An 18834-nucleotide genomic window follows, 5' to 3' on the forward strand; every position below is an offset into this window, starting at 1 on the left:
CGGCGCCGCCGGCGAGACGGGCGGCGAGCCCGGCGGCGCGGTCGGCGGCGCTGCCGGCGCGGCTAGTCGAAGACGATGACCGAGCGGGCGACCGCGCCGCCGCGCACGTGCGCGATCGCCTCGTTGACCTGCTCCAGCGGGACGCGCTCGCTGACCAGGCCGTCCAGGTTGAGGCGTCCGCGCCGGTACAGGTCGGCGAGGATCGGCAGGTCGCGGGCCGGGGTGGCGTCGCCGCCCTGGGTGCCCATGAGGCGGCGCGACCCGAACAGCTGGCCCGGCGGGATCGCGAGGTCCTGCCCGGCGGCGGGGGAGCCGACCATCACGGTCGTCCCGCCGGGCTGGGTCGCGGCGAACGCCTTGGTCAGCACCTCCGGGACGCCGGTGACGTCGAACGCGTAGTCGGTGCCGCCGCGCACGATCTCGCCGACCTGCTTGGGCAGGTCGTCGGCGAGCAGCGTGTGCGTCGCGCCGAACTCCCCGGCCAGCCGAAGCTTGGACTCGACCACGTCGGCCGCGATGATCGTGGTGGCCCCGGCCAGCACCGCGCCCTGGATCACGTTCAGGCCGACGCCCCCGCAGCCGACGACCAGCACGCTCGTGCCGGGCTCGACGCGCGCGGTGTTCACCACCGCGCCGTACCCGGTGACGACGCCGCAGGCGGTGAGCGCGAGCAGGTCGAGCGGGGCGTCCTTGGCGACCTTCACGCACATCGCCTCGGCCACGACCGCGCGCTCGGCGAACGCGCCGATGCCGATGTACGGCCGGACGGCCTCGCCGCCGAGTGAGAGGCGGGTCGAGCCGTCCGGGAAGACGCCCATGATGGCCGACATGCGGGCCTTGCCGGAGCACAGGTAGGCGCGTCCTCGCGCGCACGCGCGGCAGCGTCCGCAGGGGCCGTTCATGGCGATCACCACGTGGTCGCCCGGCTTGACGTTCGCGACACCCGGCCCGACCTGCTCGACCACGCCCGCGCTCTCGTGCCCGAGGACGCACGGCAGGTGCCGGACGACCGGGCTGTTGCCGTCCAGGGCCTTGATGTCGGAGCCGCACACGCCGGACGCGGCGATCCGCACCGCGACCTCGCCCGCGCCCGGCTCCGCCACCGCCACCTCGGCGATCTCCAGGGGCTCGCCGAACTCCCGCAGCACCGCCGCGCGCATCACCGTCTCCGCCACCGTGGCCTCCTCAGCTCGGCCACACCGTAGCACCAAGCACTTGCTTGGGAACAGCGCCGTCCCCCGGCCCGCGCCCGGACGGCTCAGTCGAACCAGACCACCAGGCGGACGTTGCCGGGCCCGTGCACGCCCGCCAGCACCTCCATGATCTTCCAGACCGGCGCCCACTCGGCGGTGTCCACCGCGTCCCGGCGGCGCGCCCGGTCGGCCCGGTACACCGTGCCGCCGTCGGTCCACTCCCGGCGCTCGGCCCAGGCCGCCGGGCCGCCGGCGTTCGCGGCGACGTCCAGCCGGTCGGTGAAGGCGGTGTCCCACAGGTAGGTCCCGACCAGTTCGAGCGTCCCGTCGCCGCGCCGCCGGTAGTGCCGGACGCGGCTGTCGGGCCGCTCGGACGGCTCGTCCCAGTCGATGCCCGCGAGCTCCTGCCAGCCGATCCAGGTGTGGCCGTGCAGGCCCTCGTGCTGGGCGGCGCGGGTCTGCGGCGCGGCGTCCAGCGGCAGCCCGCGCCCGCCCGCCACCGGCCGGAAGCCCAGCCGCTCGCACACGCCGAACAGGCACCCGAACGCCGGGTAGGACCGGCGGCCGTACACGTCCCGCAGGTCGAGCACGCCGCGCCAGCGGTCCAGCGGATCGGTGCGCATCCGGCACTCGAAGAATCCGTGAATATCCGTCGCCACGCCCTCATCGTCACCTCTGTCGCGGCGAAATGGGATGATCTGCGCCGTGATACTCCAGGACCGGGCCCCCACCGCGCCGGAACCGGTCGCGCCCCGGCCGGGACGCGTTTCCTAGAATCCCGTTCTGACAAGGGGAGGGTGCATGACCGGGGTGGGATCGGCCATCGAGCGGGCCCGCAGGGACCGCCGGGCGCTGGACGAGGAGCACCTGGCCGCGCTGGCCGGGCTGGCCGCGCGGGTCCGCGAGCTGGCCGCGGCCGTCGTGCTGACCGACGTGGAGATCGACGAGCTGGCGGCCGTGGGCGCGCAGGTCGAGGCGCTCACCGCCCGGCTCGGCGCGGCCCGCCGCGAGGCGCCCCCGGTCGCCCGCTACGGCGGCCGCGGCCGGCTGCGCCACGTCACCAATCCGGTGACCGGACCCGGCAACCCGTTCGCGCCGCCGGTCGAGGTCGAGTTCACCGAGGCCGGCGCGCGCGCCGTGGTCACCCTCGGCCACGTCTACGAGGGGCCGCCGACCTTCGTGCACGGCGGCGTCGCGGCCATGGTCCTCGACCAGGTCCTGGGCATGGCCGCCGGGTCGAAGGGCCGCCCCGGCGTGACGGCGTCCCTCGAACTGAAGTACCGCCGTCCCACTCCCGTCGGCGTGCCGCTGACCATCGAGGCCGAGGTCACCGGCTCGTCCGGGCGCCGCTCCCACGTCGAGGGACGCATCCTGAACCCGGAGGGCCTGCCGACCGTCGAGGCGACCGCGCTGTTCATCACGCCGCAGCGCTAGGTGAGCCGCAGCGTTGTGAACGGCAGCGTTAGGTGAAGAGCTGGCCGCCGTTGACGTCGAGCGTCGCGCCGGTGGTCGCGGCGGCCTGGTCGGACGCCAGGAAGACGACCGCCCGCGCCACGTCCTCCTCGGTCGCGATGCGGCGCAGGGCCATCGCGGCCGTGTCGCGGGCGCGGATCGCCTCGAACGTGGTGTGCTCGGCCTCGGCCCGCGCGCGCATCCAGTCGTCGAGGACGTCCGAGGCGATCCAGCCGGGCGCGACGCAGTTGACGCGGACGCCCGACGGCCCCAGCTCGTCGGCGAGGCAGTGCGACAGCAGGTGGACGGCGGCCTTCCCGGCAGCGTAGTCGCTGCGTCCGGCGTATCCCGCGCGGGACGACATGGACGTGAGGTTGACGATCGAGCCCGCCCCGGCGGCGACCATGTGCGGCGCGAAGTGGCGGCAGGCCAGCAGCGTGCCGTAGGCGGCGATCTCGACGGCCTTGCGCCACTGTTCGAGGTAGGCGTCGTCCATGTCGAGGACGTTGCGCCGGTGCGAGCCGGGGAAGGCGGCGTTGACCAGGACGTCCACGCGTCCGAAGCGTTCGACGACCGTGTCGGCGAGTCGCCTGACCTGGTCCGGGTCCGAGACGTCGGTGGGGACGGGCAGGGCCTCGCGGCCCTCGGCCCGCACCGCGCCGGCGATGGCCTCCAGCGTGTCCGCGCTGCGCGCGGCGACCGCCACGTCCGCGCCCTCGCGCGCCATCAGCACCGCCAGCGTCCAGCCGAGGCCGGGTCCCGCGCCGGTGATCACCGCGATCTTGCCGTCCAGCATCATGGCCGTTAACGTACCAAGCGCTAGCTAGGTTTGTCGGCCCGCGGGGAGGTGCGGATGGGCGTCACCCTCGCGACCGATGTCGGCGGGACGTTCACCGACGTCGTGCTCACCGGACCGGACGGCCGCGTCGCCGTCGCCAAGACGCTCACCACGCCGGACGACCCCACCGAGGGGCTGCTGCGCGGCGTCCGGCAGGCGCTCGCGGACGGCGGCACCGCGCCGGAGGAGGTCACCCGGTTCGTGCACGCGACGACGCTCGCGACCAACGTCATCCTGGAGCGGACGGGCGTCCCGGTCGCGTTCGTCACCACCGAGGGCTTCCGGTCGATGCTCGCGCTCGGCCGCCAGGCCCGCGTCGAGGAGGACCGGTACGACCGCTTCTACACCCGGCCCGAACCGCCCGTCCCGCTCACGCGCACCTTCACCGTGCCCGAGCGGATCGACGCGTCCGGCGCGGTCCTCACCCCGCTGGACGAGGACGCCGCCGCGTCCGTCGCCGACCGGATCGCCGCGCTCGGCGTCTCGGCCGTCGCGATCTGCCTGCTGCACTCCTACCTGAACCCGGCGCACGAGCGGCGGCTCGCCGAGATCGTCGCCGCGCGCCTCCCGGACGGCGCACCGGTCGTCGCGTCCTGCGACGTGTGGCCGGAACTGGGCGAGTACGAGCGCGCCACGACGACGCTGATGTCCGCCTACGTCGGCCCGGTCATGGCCGCCTACCTGCGCAGGCTGGAGGGGCGGCTGCGCGACGCGGGCATCACCGCGCCGGTCCGCGTGATGGAGTCGGCGGGCGGCGTCCTGCCCGCCGCGCTCGCCGCCGACCGCGCCGTCTACACCATCGAGTCCGGGCCGGCCGCCGGGGTCGTCGCCGCCGCGCGGCTCGGCGCCCGGCGCGGCCTGGCCGACCTGGTCTGCTTCGACATGGGCGGCACGACGGCGAAGGCCGGGCTCGTGCGCGGCGGACGCCCCGGGATCACGCACGAGTTCCAGGTCGGCGGCAAGGGCAGCCACGGCGGGCGGCGGCCGGGCACCGGCGTCCCGATCAAGGTGCCGGCGATCGACCTCGCCGAGGTCGGGTCGGGCGGCGGCTCCCTCGCCTGGACGGACGCCGGCACGCTCCGCGTCGGCCCCCGCTCGGCGGGCGCGGACCCCGGTCCCGCCTGCTACGGGCGCGGCGGAACCCTCCCCACCGTCACCGACGCCGACCTCGTCCTCGGCTACCTCGACCCGGACGGCTTCGGCGCGTTCCGGCTGGACGCGTCGCTCGCCCGGGCCGCGATCGAGGAGCACGTCGCCCGCCCGCTCGGCGTGGACGTGACCAGCGCCGCCGCGGCGATCCACGACATCGCGGGCGCGCAGATGGGCGCGGCCGTGCACGTCGTGACCGTCCGGCGCGGCATCGACCCGCGCGGGTTCACGCTGGTCGCGCTCGGCGGCGCGGCGCCGACGCACGCCGTCGGCCTCGCCGAGCGGTTCGGCATGGCGCGGGTGCTCGTCCCGCCGCACGCGGGCGTCGGGTCGGCGGCCGGGCTGCTGCACGCCGACCTCGCGATCGAGCGCGCCCGGACGTTCCTCGCACCGGTCGCGCGGCTCACGTCCTGCTCGGCGAGCCGCGACTCGCTGGGGGAACTCGCCGATCTCCTCGCGGAGCTGGAGCGGAGCGCCCGCGCGGACCTGTCGGCGGGCGGCGAGGCCGTCGTCGTCCGGTCGGTGGGCGTCCGGTTCATCGGGCAGGCGCACGCGTTCACGGTCGATCTCCCCGCGGGGCCGGTCACGCCCGAGATCGTCCAGCGGGCGGCCGAGGAGTTCTACAAGCGGTACCACGAGTCGTATGGCATCGATTTGCGCGATCCCGTGGAGCTGACCACCGCGCGCGTACGAGTCACGCTTCCCGGCGCCGCCCCGCCTACGGCACGCGTGATTCCGCAGCCGTCGCCGAGCGCGTCACGTCGGATCTGGCTTTCGGGTGAATGGCAGGACGTTCCCGTACGCGCGGGCACGAGCCATGCCCCTGGCGAGACCTTCGACGGCCCGTGCGTCGTCACCGAACCGCAGTGCTCGCTGCTCGTCCCGCCCGGCTGGCGCGGAACCGTGGACGACGAGGGCGCGATCATGCTGGAGGCACGGCCATGACGCCCGACCTCACCGCCGAGATCCTGCGGAACGCGCTGTGCGTGGCCGCCGAGGAGGCCGGGAGCGTGGTCGTCCGGTCCGCGTACTCGGCGTTCATCGTCGAGGGCGCGGACGCGGCGGCCGCGATCCTCGACGCGCGCGGACGGCTCGTCGCGCACTCCCTGTCCACGGCGCTGATCCAGTGCGCGAGCCTGCGCAGCGCGCTGCCGTTCCTGCTGGCCGCCCACCCGGCCGGCACGATGGAGCCGGGCGACGTGTTCGTGCTGAACGACGTCTACCAGGGCGGCATCCACGCCAACGACCTGATCGTCCTGCGTCCCGTGTTCGTGGACGGCGCGCCCGCCTACTTCACCGGCACGCTCATCCACGTCGCCGACCTGTCCGGGATCTCGGCGGGCGGCATGGCGTCGGACGCGACCGACGTGTTCCTCGAAGGGCTCCAGCTCCCGCCCGTCCGGATCGCGACGGCGGACGGCCTGGTGGACGACCTCGTCCGCGTGCTCGCCGCCAACAGCCGCACCCCGGACCGGCTCGTCGGCGACCTGCGCGCGCTCATCGCCGGGGCCAACGTCGCCGCCCGCCGCCTCGCCGAGATCATCGACGCCTACACCCCGGACGGCCTCGCGCGCGGCATCGCCGACTACCTCGCGCACACCGAGGCGCGCATGCGCGAGGGCCTCGCCGCCATCCCCGCGGGCACGCGACGCGCGTCCTACGCGCTGGACGACGGCCACACCGTCCGCGTCGCCGTCACCTCGGACGGCGCGGGCGCGCTCACCGTGGACTTCGACGGCACCGACGAGCAGGTGCCGCTGCCGGTGAACTCGGGCTTCTCCCAGACGATCGGCGGCGTCCTGTACGCGGTGCGCTGCTTCGTCGATCCGACGCTGCCGATGAACGAGGGCTGCTTCGCCCCCGTGGACATCCGCCTGCCGCGCGGCACGCTCGTACACTGCACGCCGCCGTATCCCGGCGGCGGACGGTTCGGCACGGTCGCCGCCGCCGAGGAGGCCGTGCTGTCGGCGATCGCGCCGGACGGCGCCGCCGCGTCCGGCATCCTCCAGGCGTTCAGCATCAGCGGCGTCCGCAGGCCCTGGCTGCACATGTCCTTCGACCTCGGCGGCACCGGGGCCCGCCCGGACGGCGACGGCGTGGACGCCACGGGCGCCCTGTTCGGCGGCGGGCGCAACATCGTCCCGCAGGTCGAACCGGTCGAGGCGCGCCTGCCCGTCCGGATCGAGGAGGTCTCACTGATCCCCGGCTCGGGCGGACCCGGCCGCAACCGGGGCGGGCTGGGCACCCGGACCGTCCTGCGGATGCTGGACGACGCCCGCGTGGACACGCGCGGCGACCGCCTGCTCCGCCCGCCGCCCGGCGCGGCCGGAGGCTCGCCCGGACGGCCCGGCGGCTACTACCGCGAGCGCGTCGACGGCGGGATCGAGCCCCTCGGCACCAAGGCCACCCGCCAGCCGCTGGCCGCCGGTGAAGCCCTCATCGTCGAGACGTCCGGGGGAGGCGGCTATGGGCCGCCCGGAGAACGCGCGGCCGAATCCGTCGAACGCGACCGTGCCGATGGGAGAATCACATGAAGTTCGGCGTGCCCCTCAGCCTCGTCCATCAGGCCGCGTGGAAGGACCTCGCCGTCACCGCCGATCGTGTCGGCTTCGAATCGGTCTGGCTGGCCGAACACCTGGTCTTCGCCACGGACCTCTCCATGGCGACCTACCCGTACACGAACAAACCTGGCATCACCCCGACGACGCCTCTCTACGACGCCCCCGCCTACCTGTGCGCTCTGGCATCACTGACCAGCCGCGTTCGCCTGGGCACGGCCGTCTACCTCTACGGCCTGCGCCATCCGCTCATCGGCGCGCGCACGTTCGCGACCCTCGACCAGATCTCCGGCGGCCGCGCGATCGTCGGCGTCGGCGCGGGGTGGTACGAAGGCGAATGGGTCGCCGCCGGGCTCGACTTCCGCACCCGCGGACGGCGCCTGGACGAGGCCATCGCCGTCTCCCGCCGCCTCTGGACCGAACCCGCCGTCGAGCATCACGGCGAGTTCTACGACTTCCCGGAAGTGGCCTTCGAGCCCAAGCCGGTCCAGGCCCGGCTGCCCGTCCTCGCGGGCGGCGAGTCCCGCGCCGCGCTCCGCCGGGCCGCGGCCCTCTGCGACGGCTGGATCTCCATGCCGCAGACCCCGGACGGGATCCGGCCCAAGATCGAGCTGCTCCGCGAGCTGCGCGAGAAGGCCGGCCGCGCGGACGAGCCGTTCGAGATCACGGCGCACGCCTACGAGCTGCGCGACCCCGGCGAGGTGGCCGAATGGGCCGAGCTCGGCGTGGACCGGCTGATCGTCCGGCCGTGGCGGCGGTCCCGGGACGCCGTCGAGGGGGCCACCGCGTTCGCGGAGATTTTTCACCTCGCCGACAACATGTGACATCTCGCCCCGCGTGGACCGTCCCTGACGTACCGTGCGGCCATGGCGAGTGTGCTCGTGGTGGAGGACGATCCGGACGTCCGCACTGCCCTGATCCGTGAGCTCGGCGCCCGCGACCACGTCGTCCGCAGCGTCGGGACCGCGATGGACGCGCTGCGCGAGGTGACCCAGTCGCCGCCCGACGTGGTCGTGCTCGACCTCGGACTGCCCGACCTCGACGGCGGCGAGGTGCTGAAGATGCTGCGGGGCGTCTCCGACGTCCCGGTCGTCATCGCCACCGCGCGCGACGACGAGCCCGAGATCGTCCGGCTGCTGAACGCCGGCGCCGACGACTACCTGATCAAGCCGTTCTCCGCCGAGCACCTGTCCGCGCGGCTGACCGCGGTGCTGCGCCGGGCGGCGCGCTCCGGACCCGCCGCCGAGCTGCGCGTCGGCGGCCTGCACATCGACCTGGACCGGCGCGAGGCGGCCCTCGACGGCGCGCCGCTGGAGCTGACCCGCCGCGAGTTCGACCTGCTCGCCTACCTCGCCGCCCGCCCCGGACGCGTCGTCGCCCGCCGCGAGCTCCTCGCCGAGGTGTGGCGGCAGGCGTACGGCGACGACCAGACCATCGACGTCCACCTGTCCTGGCTGCGTCGCAAGCTGGGCGAGACCGCCGCGAAGCCGCGCTACCTCCACACCGTCCGCGGGGTCGGCGTCCGCCTGACCAGCCCGTAGATCGACGCGCGCGCGTGAGGAGCGCGAAGGAGGTGGGGGTGTGAGGCGGACGCTCGTGGTGGTCGCGCTGGCGGCGTCGGCGATGACCGCGCTCGCGTTCCTGATCCCGCTGGCGCTGCTGGTGCGGGAGACCGTGCACGACCGGGCGCTGAACGCCGCCGAACGGCAGGCCGCCTCGATCGTCCCGGACCTCGCGACCGTGTCCGCGCCGGACGATCTGGAACGTGCCGTCGCGGCCCAGCCCGCCGGGATCGCGCACCGCATGACCCTGCACCTGGCGGACGGCTCGACCGTCCCCCCGGCGGGCCGCCGGAGCGCGACGCCCGCGCAGCTCGCGGCGTCGATCGCGCACGGCCGCTCGACCACGGTCGGCGTGCGCGGCGGCGAGTCGCTGCTCCAGCCGGTGTGGCTGGCGGGCGGCAAGGTCGTGGTGGTCGAGGTGTTCGTCCCGCGGTCGGAGCTGACGCGCGGGGTCACCCGGTCCTGGGTCGTGATGAGCCTGGTCGCGTTCGTGCTGGTCGGCGGCTCGGTGTTCGCCGCCGACCGGCACGGCGCGCGGGTCATCCGCGCGACCCGGCGGCTGTCCGGCGCCGCCGCGGCCTTCGGCGACGGCGACCTCGGCGCGCGCGTCGCGCCCGAGGGCCCGCCCGAGGTCGCCGAGGCCGGGGCCGCGTTCAACGCGATGGCCGACCACGTCGTCCAGCTCCTGGCCGCCGAGCGGGAGATGGCCGCCGACCTGTCGCACCGGCTGCGCACGCCCCTCGCCGCGCTCCGGCTGAACGCCGAGGCGCTCGGCGGCGGCCCGGTCGCCGACCAGACGCGCGAGGCGGTCGAGCGGCTCGAACGCGAGGTGGACCAGATCATCCGGACCGTCCGGAAGCCCACGGCGCGGGGCAGCTGCGACGCCGCGAAGGTGCTGCGCGACCGCGTCCGGTTCTGGTCGGTGCTGGCCGAGGACGAGGGCCGCTCCTGCGAGCTGATCGGCGCGGACCGGCCCGCGCCGCTCCCGCTGCCCGGCAGCGAGCTCGCCGCCGCCGTGGACGCCCTGCTCGGCAACGTCTTCAAGCACACGCCCGAGGGCGCCGCCTTCGCGGTCACCCTGCACCGCGGGCAGGGCGTGACCGGGATCCTCGTCGCGGACGCGGGCACCGGCATCGCCGACCCGGAGGCGGCCCTCCAGCGCGGACGCAGCGGCGGCGGCTCCACCGGCCTCGGCCTGGACATCGCCCGCCGTGCGGCCGAGTCGACGGGCGGCTACCTGCGCATCCACCGGTCGGTGCTCGGCGGCGCGCAGGTGCAGATGTGGTTCCGGACGCGCTGGCTGCCGCCGCAGCGCCGGTCCCGCCGCCTCGTCCGGCGCCGCCACTCCCGCTCGGCGTGACGCGCCGGTCACACCTCGGTGACCGACAGGCCGTTGCCGTCCTGGTCGCGGAACGCGAACATCGGCGGAGCGCCCTGCCAGCGCAGGACGTCGTCGGCGTCCACGCCCTTGGCGCGCAGCTCGGCGTGCAGCGCGTCGGCGTCGGCGGTCGCGAGCCTGATCTCCGTGCCGCGCCCGGCGGGCGACGCCCCGCCCGCCGGGACCAGCGCGATCGTCGTCGCGGACCCCTTCGGGGCCACCTCGATCCAGCGTCCGCCGAACTCGCCGAGCGGCACGTCCCGCCGCTTCTCCATGCCGAGGACGCCGACGTAGAACTCCACGGCCCTGTCCTGGTCGGTGACCGGGACGCCCGCCGCCCAGATTCCGGTGATGCCGCTCATGCCTTCCTCCTTGCTCGGGTTCTCGCAAGGAGAGACCCGCGGACGCGCCCGGACTCATCGGACCCCGGGCGGCGGACTTCCGGCTCAGGCCGCCGGGCAGGCGTGGAAGGCGTGCACCTTCCAGTCGCCGCCGTCCGCCGCGAGGACCCAAGTCGCCCGGATCCAGCGGTCGTCCGGCACGACCTCCTCGCTCGCGCGCGCGGCCGTGCTGCGGACGGTCACCAGTGCCGTCCCGCCCACGAACCTGAGGCCCTCGATCTCGTCCCGCAGGCGCGTGCCCTGGAGCGAGCCGGTGAACAGCGCGCTCATCCGGGCGCGGATCGCGTCCTTGCCGTCCGCGAACGCCTCCGCCGAGATCGAGGTCGCGTCGTCGGCGAACTCCGCGGCGAACGCGTCGGCGTCGCCGTCCGTCCACGCCTTGTCCAGACGGCCGAACAGGTCGCGGACGCGGGTCTCGTTGTCGGTCATGGTCACTCCCCAAGTCGATGCTGTCGCCGGTACGTACCGGCCACCCCGCCGGAATCCATCGCCCGCGACCGATGAATCTCGCGTCCCCACCCGGTAAGTACGGGACGTGGACTTCGAAGAACGCACCGCGCCGCACCGCCGGGAGCTCCTGGCCCACTGCTACCGGATGCTGGGTTCCGTCACCGACGCCGAGGACCTCGTCCAGGAGACGATGATGCGCGCGTGGCGCTCCTACGACCGCTTCGACGAGCGCAAATCCTCGATGCGGACGTGGCTGTACCGCATCGCCACGAACGCGTGCCTGAACGCGCTCCAGTCACGGGCGCGGCGTCCGCTGCCGTCCGGAATCGGCGCCCCCGGCACCGATCCGGACGCGCCCCTCGCGCGCGGCCACGAGGTCCCGTGGCTGCAACCGTTCCCCACGGACCCGGCCGAAGCCGCCGCCGCGCGGGGCACGCTCCGGCTCGCCTTCGTGGCGGCGCTCCAACTCCTGCCGCCGCGCCAGCGCGCCGTCCTGATCCTGCGGGACGTCCTGGACCGGCCGGCCGCCGAGGTCGCCGCGTTCCTGGAGACCTCGCCCGCCGCCGTGAACAGCGCGCTCCAGCGGGCCCGCGCGCGCCTGGCCGAAGAGGACCTCGACCCGGAGAACCTGGGGGGGCCGTCCGACCCGTCCGCGCGGGCGCTGGTGGACCGCTACGTGACCGCCTTCGAGAGCGCCGACCTGGAGGCGCTCGGCGGCCTCCTGACCGCCGACGCCGTCCTGGAGATGCCGCCGTTCGTCAACTGGTACGCCGGCCGCGACCACTACCTGGGCTTCATGGCCCGCGTCTACACCCTGCGCGGCACCGGCTGGCACCACATCCCGGTCGAGGCCAACGGCCAGCCCGGCTTCGCCGCCTACCTCGCCGCGCGGGGCGGCCCGGCCACGCTGCACACCCTCCAGATCCTGGACGCCACCCCGCACGGGATCCGCCGCAACACCGTCGTCCAGGACGAGGAGGTCTTCGACCTGTTCGGGCTCCCGAGGACCCTGGTCAGATGATCGCGAACCCGTACTCCGCGGCGAGCGGCTCCAGCACCGGCTCGCCGAACCGCTCCCTCATGGCCTTGAACGCCATGGCCTTCTCCTCGCCGAAGCGCCCGACCTTCAGCGTGTAGGTGGCGGCGGAGACGAACACCGGAGGCGACGTCTTGCTGTGGAACTTGTCCGCGTACATGACGACCGCCTCCTCGTCCGTCTCCGCAAGGAAGTCGGCCTCGGGCAGCGGCAACCCCTGCGAGCGGACGTCCTCGCACGTGAGCCCGACCCCGGTGTGATGCGAGCAGAATCGGCACAGGACTTCCGGTAGCCCTTCCTCGCGCAACAACTCCTCACCCAGTACTCCGTGCCGGATGTAGTTGGCCGAATCGAGCCGTCCGTCCGGCCCGTAGAGCCGGTACACCCCGATGTCATGCAACAGCGCCCCGGCTCGCACCAGAGCGCTGTCGCTGAACTGCCCGGCGACCCGGGCCACGATCTCGCAGTGCGCGAAGACCAGCTCGAAGGCCTCGGCCGAGGGAGCGTGCCGCAGGTGCAGCTCCCGAATCTCCTCGTCAGACGGAACCCGCATCTCCCAGATCCTAGGCGAGCAGCGACATCAGGAACCTCATGGTTTCGCCGGGCCCGGTCGCCGAAAGGGAGATGTTGTTCATCACCCCGCCGTACATGTCGAGATCACTCGGCTTGTCGAGATAGAGCGCCGAGGTCAGCTGCTCCAGGTACACCACGTCGGACAGGTCGGGCTCCGCGAACCGCAGGATGGTGAACGGGCTGTTCACGAGCGTGCTCGCCCTGAAGGCGAACGGCAGGATCTGCAACGTGACGTTGGGCAGGTGCGCCATCTCGATGAGATGGCGCACCTGGCCGCGCATGACCCCGCGGTCCCCGACCGGACGCCGCAGCACCGCCTCGTCCAGGACCGCCCACAGCGTCGGCGCGTCCGGCTCGGCGAACCGCCGCTGGCGCATGGCCTGGAGGCGGACGTGCCGCTCGACGTCCGCATCGGACGCGTCCGCCTGGCCCATCCTCGCGATGGTCCGCGCGTAGTCCTCGCTCTGGAGGAGCCCCGGCACGAAGTGCGACTCGTAGATGCGCACCACAGACGCGGCCTCCTCCAGGCCGAGGTACGTCTCGAACCACGGCGGCAGGACGTCCCCGTACCGGTGCCACCACCCGGGCGAGTTGGCCTCGCGCGCGAGCTCCAGCAGGGGGGCGCGCTCCGCGGGGTCGGTCACCCCGTACAGCGTCAGCAGGTCGTCGATGTCGCGTTGCTTGAAACTGACGCGGCCCAGCTCCATGCGGCTGATCTTCGAGTCGGAGGCGCGGATGGCGTACCCCGCCTCGTCCCGGCCGATCCCCCGGTTCTCGCGCAGGCGCCGCAGCTGGGCGCCCAGCAGGATGCGCAGCACGGTCGGCCCGCCACGCGGCCACTGGCTGAGCGGCGTCACCTCCTCGTGGTCCGGTGCGGCGAGCGAGACGGCCGCACTGCCACCGCGAGGCACGGACACGGCCGCGCCGCCACCGCGAGGCGCGGGCACGGCGGCGCCGACCACCTGCACCATGGACGACTCGGACCGGCGCGGCGCGGGCACGGCCCGGAGCGGCGGGGAGCGCTCCCCGGACTCGTCCGCGCCCGCGTCACCCGTGTGCCCGAGCCGCGCGGCGGTCTTCTTCCACCGCTGCTCCCACTCCTGGAGGTCGCCGTCGCAGGCCGCGACGTAGGCGCGCGTGATCTCCCAGGTGGGGAAGCGCCGTCCGGCCGCCGCTTCGGCGAGCGTGGTGAACCCGTAGTAGGACCGCTTCGACATGGCCCGGTAGCTCGGCGACCCCGCGCTCGCCCGCAGCTCCCGCAACGCGACCGCGAACGCCGCGACCGGACCCGACTCGGGATCGAGCGGATTCTCCGGCCGGGGCATCAGCGGACGGAGGTCCGCAGCAGGACCGCCGACGCCGCGAGCACCAGCGCCCACCAGGGATCGACGCCCCGCAGCACCAGCACCACGACCAGCACCACCACGGGCGCGGCCCACACGTCGCGCACCCCGGGCCGGGTAACGCAAGGACGGACTTCCACGGCATAACTCACGAAAGCTCCCACTTTGGACGAATGGCTCGGGCGGAGAAAGCGAGCGCGGTCCTTCCGGTCCTTCGCGGTTGCCGCCGCGAAGGACGCTCCGCGCCCCACTCGCGTTCATCGTGTCGGACACGTTCCGCTTCCGGAAGCGATATGGCCCGACTCGTTGTTCGAAGTCCGACCGCGCCCGAGCGCTTATCGCGCCGTCCCGTTCCCGGTCAAGCGAAAGTTGTTCGCACTTCCACGACCGAACCGGCCACCTGCTCATGCAGAGGCACGAACACCACCCCGTCCCGAAACCACGAACAACGAAGCCGGCCACCTCTCTCGCCATCCCCGCAGGTCAGCGCCCCGCCCCAACCCGCCCTCACCGGCAGGGCAGCGCCACCGCTCCCGAGGGGATGCCGAACAACGCGGCCCGGCCCGTACCTTGTACGTGTCGATGGCTCCACGTCTGATGGCTCGGGCGGGGCACCACGACCGGAAGGGCCTCCCGTTGCCGCGGGAGGCCCTTCACACTTCCTTCCCAGCTCAGCGCGCATGCGAAGGCACCCGGAATAACACCGACTCAGGCGAACCCTAAGTGAGGATTAAGAGGGTTCTCCGGAGGGTTCGGGGTGCTTAGCGTGGCGGGTGTCAGGTTGAGGGCTACGGCGGAGGTGGCGCGGGAGAGTTGAGGTTACGTCGGCTGAGGTTCCGACTCCTGGTTCCTGATTGAGACAGGTGACCGGCCCGTACGGCCCGCAGGACCCCGCTCGGGGCCGTGCGGGCCGGTCGTCTTTTCTCAGTACTTCAGGATGCCGGTGAACTCGTAGGGGGACTGGGAGACGCCCGAGCAGGTGGGGGAGACCTGGCCGTTCGGGCAGCCGCCGTTGTCGCGGCCCACGGACCAGAAGCGGATGAAGCCGATGTTGTTGGAGACGGCCCAGGAGTGGAGCTTCTGGGCGGCGGCCTGGGTGGTGGTCATGCCGCTGTCGTTCTTGCCGATCATCGGGGTGACGCCCAGGAGGGACTTCAGCTCGGCGTCGGACTTGCCCGGCCAGATCTGCTTCATCTGGGCGAGGCTCGCGGTGGCGGCGGAGACCATGGCGTCGCCCCAGTCGCCGGAGTAGCCGAAGTCCATGAGCATGGGGTTGACGCCGACGTTCAGGCCGCGCGACGCGGCGTCCTGGAGGATCTGGATCGAGTAGGGGTCCATGCCGTAGTCCTGGCCCTGGACGCGCATGGTGTAGCTGATCGTGGTGCCGCGCGCCTGCTGGAGCTGCTTGAGGGCGGCGTTGACCTTCGGGATGTCGATGGACGCCTCGATGTCCACGTCCAGGTTGTTCGTCTTGACGGTGTCGAGGATCTTCTCGTAGGCGGCGAGCAGGCTCGCGGTGTCACCGCAGGACTGTTCGAGGTAGGGGCCCGCCGCGCCGCCCGTCGCCACCACCACCTGGCCGCCGGACTGCTGGAGCGCGCGGACGTCGTTGATGATGCGCTGGTCGTCCAGGGCGATGGTGCCGCCCCACGCCGGGTTGCAGCCGGTGCTGTCCCCGAGCGCGAAGGCCAGCGTGTAGTTCTTCACCCCGGTCGCGGACGCGGCGGAGGTCAGGGACGGCGTGTTCATCGTGATGTCGATGTACGGCGCGAACCGGATCGTCCCGCTGGGCGGGGGCGGGGTGCCGCCGCCGTCGGTGGTCTTGCCGGTGACCGCGGACGAGTAGGCCGAGACGTTGCCGGCGGCGTCGCGCGCGCGGACCTTGAAGGAGTAGGACGTGTTCGGCGACAGGCCCGTCACGGTCGTCGAGGTGCCGGTGACCGTCGTGGGGGAGCCGTTGTCGCGGACGAGGTCGTAGCCGGTCACGCCCGTGTTGTCGGACGAGGCGTTCCAGCCGACCGTCAGGGACGTTCCGGTCGCGCCGCTCACGGTGAGGCCGGTCGGGACGGACGGCGGCGTGGTGTCGGGAGCGCCCGCGCAGGACTTCCCGTTCAGGGTGCAGTTCTGCGGCGCGCCGTTGCCGGAGGCGACCCAGCCGAAGGTGGCGGTCGCGCCCGGGGCGAGGGTGCCGTTGTACTCGCGGTTCTTGAACTCGTAGTGGTCGCCCGTGCGGGTGAGCAGGGCGTCCCAGTACGAGCCGACGCTGGTGCCGGACGGCAGGTCGAACCCGACCGTCCAGCCGTTGAGCTGGGCGTTTCCGGTGTTGGTGACGGTGAACTGGCCGGTGTAGCCGCCGCTCCACTCGGAGACCTTGGTGAAGGCGGCGGTGTCGGCGTGCGCGGGGACGCCGAGCAGGACGAGCAGGGCCGTCAGCAGGACGGCGACAGCGGCTCGGGACACGGGGAGCTCCCTGGGCAGGAGGGACGCGGTCAGGCCCCCGATGGCCTTACTAAAGGAAAGTTTCCTAACTGTTCGGCCGGATGCTAACCCCGGACGCCCGCCGCGGCAAGGGCCGTCCGGCCCGCGGCAGGCCGGCCTGTCCGCCGCACGGAAGGCCGGGGCGTCGAGCAAGCGGGCCGGGGCGTCGAGCAAGCGGGCCGGGGCGTCAGGAGAGCGGGCCGGGGCGTCAGGAGAGCGGGCCGGGGCGTCAGGAAAGCAGGCCGGGGCGTCGAGGAAGCGGGCCGGGGCGCCGAGGAAGCGGGCCGGGGCGTCAGGAGAGCAGGCCGCGCAGGACGGAGCGGAGCGCGTCGGCGGTGCCCGCCGCCGACAGGTCGCCGGTCGCCAGCCGGCGGACGGCGAGGCCGTAGAGCAGCGAGACCACGGCCGGGGCGTGCAGCTCGGCGTCCGGGACGCCGAGCGCGGTGAGGATCGCGGCGGCGAGCCGGTCGTAGGCGGCGACCGAGCGTTCCGCGGTGGCGCGCACGTCGGGGTCGCGCGCGGCGTGCAGGTGCAGTTCGAGGTTGGCGATCTGGCGGCGGTCGGTGGCGAACCCGACCACGGCCTTCTCGACCTCGTCGGCGGCGCGGTCGGGGTCGAGGCCCGCGTCGCGCAGGTGCTCCACGTACGCGGTGATGCCCGCGATCTCGTCGTCCACGAACGTGGTGAGCGCCTCGCGCAGCAGGTCGGACTGGCTCGGGAAGTGGTAGGTGAGCGAGCCGAGCGAGACGCCGGCGGCCTTGGCGACGGCGCGGTTGGTCACGGCGCCGACGCCGTGCTCGGCGATGAGGTCCAGGGTGGCCTGGAGCATGCGGTCACGCGGGGTGGTCATGGTCGTTCCAGTCTTCCCCATCCGGGCGCCGGGCGTTATCGTTCGTTCGAACGAACGATACCTGGGGCGAGACGAAGGGTGCGACGGGATGGACGACTTCCTCGGTCTGGCCGACCAGGCGGCGCTGCTGGCGGACGGCGAGGTCTCGTCGCGGGAGCTGGTGGAGCACGCCCTGGCCCGCGCCGACGCGCTGGACTCGCTGGACGCGTTCCGCGTCGTCCGGTACGAGGCCGCGCTGAAGGAGGCGGACGAGGCGGACCGGCGGATGGCGGCGGGCGAGTGGCTGCCGCTGCTCGGCGTCCCGGTCGCGATCAAGGACGACACCGACCTCGCCGGCGAGACCACGCCGTTCGCGGTGCTCGGCGACCACCGGCCCAAGACCACCGACGCCGAGATCGTCCGGAAGCTGCGCGAGGCGGGCGCGGTGATCATCGGTAAGACGACGACCTGCGAGATCGGGCTGTGGCCGTTCAGCGAGTCGCCCGGCTTCGGCCGCGCGCGCAACCCGTGGAACCCCGCCCGGACGCCGGGCGGGTCGTCCGGCGGGAGCGCGGCGGCGGTCGCGGCGGGCATCGTCCCCGCGGCGGTCGGCTCGGACGGCGCGGGCTCGATCCGCATCCCCGCAGCCTGGACGAACCTGGTCGGCATCAAGCCGCAGCGCGGCCGCGTGTCCGGTTACCCGCACACCGACCCGTTCAACGGCATCACCGTCTGGGGCCCCCTCGCCCGGACGGTCGGGGACGCGGCGCTGCTCCTCGACGTCCTGACCGGAAGCCACCCGGACGACGCCTACCAGCTCGACCATCCCGTCACCCCGTTCGCGACGGCCGCCGAAACCGCTCCCGGGCGGCTGCGGATCGCCGTGTCGTTCCGGACCGCCTTCGGCGTGCCGAGCAGGCTCGACCCCGAGATCCGGCTCGCGGTCGAGCGCGTCGCGCGCCGCCTCACGGCGCTCGGGCACAAGGTGTTCCCCGCCGACCCCGACTACGGGCCGATCTTCATGGGCCTCGTGCCGCGCGGCACGACCGGCGTCGCGGACTGGCTGGACGGCATGCCGAACCCGCGTCCGGAGCCGCGCACCGAGGTGGAGGCGAGGATCGGGCGGATCGCGGGCCGCCGCCTGCTGCCGCTCGCCCGCCGCCTCGACCCGTACTTCCGCCGCCGGGTCGGCCGGATCTTCCAGACCGCCGACGTCGTCCTCACCCCGACGACCGCGCAGCTGCCGCTGGAGGTCGGCGCGTTCGACGGCGCGGGCTACCAGCGGACGCAGTCGGGCGTGGCGGCGGCCTGCCCCTACGCCTGGACGTGGAACGTGCTCGGCTGGCCCGGCGTGAACGTCCCGGCCGGGTTCAGCCGGGACGGCCTGCCGATCGGCGCGCAGCTCCTCGGCCACGACTCCGACGAGGCGACGCTGATCTCGCTCGCCGCGCAGCTGGAGGCCGTGGAGGGCTGGGCCGACCGGCATCCCGCCGAACCGGCCGCGGCCGTGAGCCGCTGACACCCGCCGCCGCCCGCCCCGGCCGCGTGCGTCGAGGCGGGCGGCGGCGTTCGCCGGGGCGGGCGGCGGCGTTCG

18 protein-coding genes are annotated in these 18834 nt (G+C 73.9%); 8 read left to right on the forward strand and 10 right to left on the reverse strand.

Going from position 1 to position 18834, the window contains the following annotated elements; genetic code table 11:
* Positions 1-62: 62 nt before the first annotated feature.
* Both ACFPCY_RS03345 and ACFPCY_RS03350 read right to left on the reverse strand, forming a co-directional pair.
* Positions 63-1160: an alcohol dehydrogenase catalytic domain-containing protein gene (locus ACFPCY_RS03345; RefSeq protein WP_378252570.1), complete on the reverse strand. Its 1098-nt coding sequence runs from the start codon at positions 1158-1160 to the stop codon at positions 63-65.
* A gap of 98 nt (positions 1161-1258) precedes the next feature.
* Positions 1259-1852 (reverse strand): hypothetical protein, encoded by a 594-nt coding sequence (locus ACFPCY_RS03350; RefSeq protein WP_378252049.1) that lies wholly within the window; start codon positions 1850-1852, stop codon positions 1259-1261.
* 142 nt (positions 1853-1994) lie between these two features.
* Here ACFPCY_RS03350 and ACFPCY_RS03355 point away from each other — a divergent pair, with 142 nt between their 5' ends.
* The gene (locus tag ACFPCY_RS03355) at positions 1995-2627 is read left to right on the forward strand and encodes a PaaI family thioesterase (RefSeq protein WP_378252050.1); all 633 of its coding nucleotides are present in this window, start codon (positions 1995-1997) and stop codon (positions 2625-2627) included.
* A gap of 28 nt (positions 2628-2655) precedes the next feature.
* Here the strand turns inward: ACFPCY_RS03355 and ACFPCY_RS03360 are convergent, their stop codons facing one another.
* Positions 2656-3444, reverse strand: a complete 789-nt coding sequence (locus ACFPCY_RS03360; protein ID WP_378252051.1) for an SDR family oxidoreductase — start codon at positions 3442-3444, stop codon at positions 2656-2658.
* A 54-nt stretch (positions 3445-3498) separates the two neighbouring features.
* On the opposite strand from ACFPCY_RS03360, the gene ACFPCY_RS03365 reads away from it, so the two are divergent.
* The 5 genes from ACFPCY_RS03365 to ACFPCY_RS03385 are packed head-to-tail and all read left to right on the forward strand — an operon-like array spanning position 3499 to position 10112.
* Entirely contained in the window at positions 3499-5577 is a 2079-nt protein-coding gene (locus tag ACFPCY_RS03365; protein ID WP_378252052.1) for a hydantoinase/oxoprolinase family protein, read from the forward strand.
* Positions 5574-7166 carry a hydantoinase B/oxoprolinase family protein gene (locus tag ACFPCY_RS03370; protein WP_378252053.1) on the forward strand — a complete coding sequence of 531 codons (1593 nt, stop codon included), beginning with the start codon at positions 5574-5576 and terminating at the stop codon, positions 7164-7166. Before ACFPCY_RS03365 ends, ACFPCY_RS03370 begins: the two co-directional genes overlap by 4 nt.
* Positions 7163-8014, forward strand: a complete 852-nt coding sequence (locus ACFPCY_RS03375; protein ID WP_378252054.1) for a TIGR03619 family F420-dependent LLM class oxidoreductase — start codon at positions 7163-7165, stop codon at positions 8012-8014. The genes ACFPCY_RS03370 and ACFPCY_RS03375 overlap by 4 nt, the downstream gene beginning before the upstream one ends.
* A 42-nt stretch (positions 8015-8056) precedes the next feature.
* The gene (locus ACFPCY_RS03380) at positions 8057-8731 is read left to right on the forward strand and encodes a response regulator transcription factor (RefSeq protein ID WP_378252055.1); all 675 of its coding nucleotides are present in this window, start codon (positions 8057-8059) and stop codon (positions 8729-8731) included.
* 40 nt (positions 8732-8771) lie between these two features.
* Positions 8772-10112 (forward strand): ATP-binding protein, encoded by a 1341-nt coding sequence (locus ACFPCY_RS03385; RefSeq protein ID WP_378252056.1) that lies wholly within the window; start codon positions 8772-8774, stop codon positions 10110-10112.
* 8 nt (positions 10113-10120) lie between these two features.
* Here the strand turns inward: ACFPCY_RS03385 and ACFPCY_RS03390 are convergent, their stop codons facing one another.
* Entirely contained in the window at positions 10121-10492 is a 372-nt protein-coding gene (locus ACFPCY_RS03390) for a VOC family protein (RefSeq protein WP_378252057.1), read from the reverse strand.
* Positions 10493-10576: 84 nt separating this feature from the next.
* Positions 10577-10960, reverse strand: a complete 384-nt coding sequence (locus ACFPCY_RS03395; RefSeq protein WP_378252058.1) for an SgcJ/EcaC family oxidoreductase — start codon at positions 10958-10960, stop codon at positions 10577-10579.
* A gap of 106 nt (positions 10961-11066) precedes the next feature.
* On the opposite strand from ACFPCY_RS03395, the gene ACFPCY_RS03400 reads away from it, so the two are divergent.
* Positions 11067-12002, forward strand: coding sequence for a sigma-70 family RNA polymerase sigma factor (locus tag ACFPCY_RS03400; protein ID WP_378252059.1), 936 nt, complete (start codon positions 11067-11069; stop codon positions 12000-12002).
* Here the strand turns inward: ACFPCY_RS03400 and ACFPCY_RS03405 are convergent.
* The 5 genes from ACFPCY_RS03405 to ACFPCY_RS03425 all read right to left on the reverse strand — a co-directional run bounded on the left by ACFPCY_RS03405 (position 11995) and on the right by ACFPCY_RS03425 (position 17261).
* Positions 11995-12570: an HD domain-containing protein gene (locus tag ACFPCY_RS03405; protein ID WP_378252060.1), complete on the reverse strand. Its 576-nt coding sequence runs from the start codon at positions 12568-12570 to the stop codon at positions 11995-11997. The two genes, ACFPCY_RS03400 and ACFPCY_RS03405, sit on opposite strands and share 8 nt — an antisense overlap.
* A gap of 10 nt (positions 12571-12580) precedes the next feature.
* Positions 12581-13447 (reverse strand): helix-turn-helix domain-containing protein, encoded by an 867-nt coding sequence (locus tag ACFPCY_RS03410; RefSeq protein WP_378252571.1) that lies wholly within the window; start codon positions 13445-13447, stop codon positions 12581-12583.
* A 467-nt stretch (positions 13448-13914) separates the two neighbouring features.
* A complete protein-coding gene (locus tag ACFPCY_RS03415) occupies positions 13915-14040 on the reverse strand; it encodes a hypothetical protein (RefSeq protein ID WP_378252061.1) in 126 nt (41 codons plus the stop codon).
* An 817-nt stretch (positions 14041-14857) separates the two neighbouring features.
* Complete coding sequence (locus ACFPCY_RS03420; RefSeq protein ID WP_378252062.1) at positions 14858-16393, reverse strand: cellulose binding domain-containing protein; 1536 nt, start codon at positions 16391-16393, stop codon at positions 14858-14860.
* Between the two features lie 310 nt (positions 16394-16703).
* Positions 16704-17261, reverse strand: coding sequence for a TetR/AcrR family transcriptional regulator (locus ACFPCY_RS03425; RefSeq protein ID WP_378252063.1), 558 nt, complete (start codon positions 17259-17261; stop codon positions 16704-16706).
* 88 nt (positions 17262-17349) lie between these two features.
* On the opposite strand from ACFPCY_RS03425, the gene ACFPCY_RS03430 reads away from it, so the two are divergent.
* Entirely contained in the window at positions 17350-18759 is a 1410-nt protein-coding gene (locus ACFPCY_RS03430; RefSeq protein ID WP_378252064.1) for an amidase, read from the forward strand.
* Positions 18760-18834: the final 75 nt, after the last annotated feature.

It is taken from the genome of Actinomadura gamaensis (genome assembly GCF_042652125.1).
GTDB classification, from domain to species: Bacteria; Actinomycetota; Actinomycetes; order Streptosporangiales; family Streptosporangiaceae; genus Spirillospora; species Spirillospora gamaensis.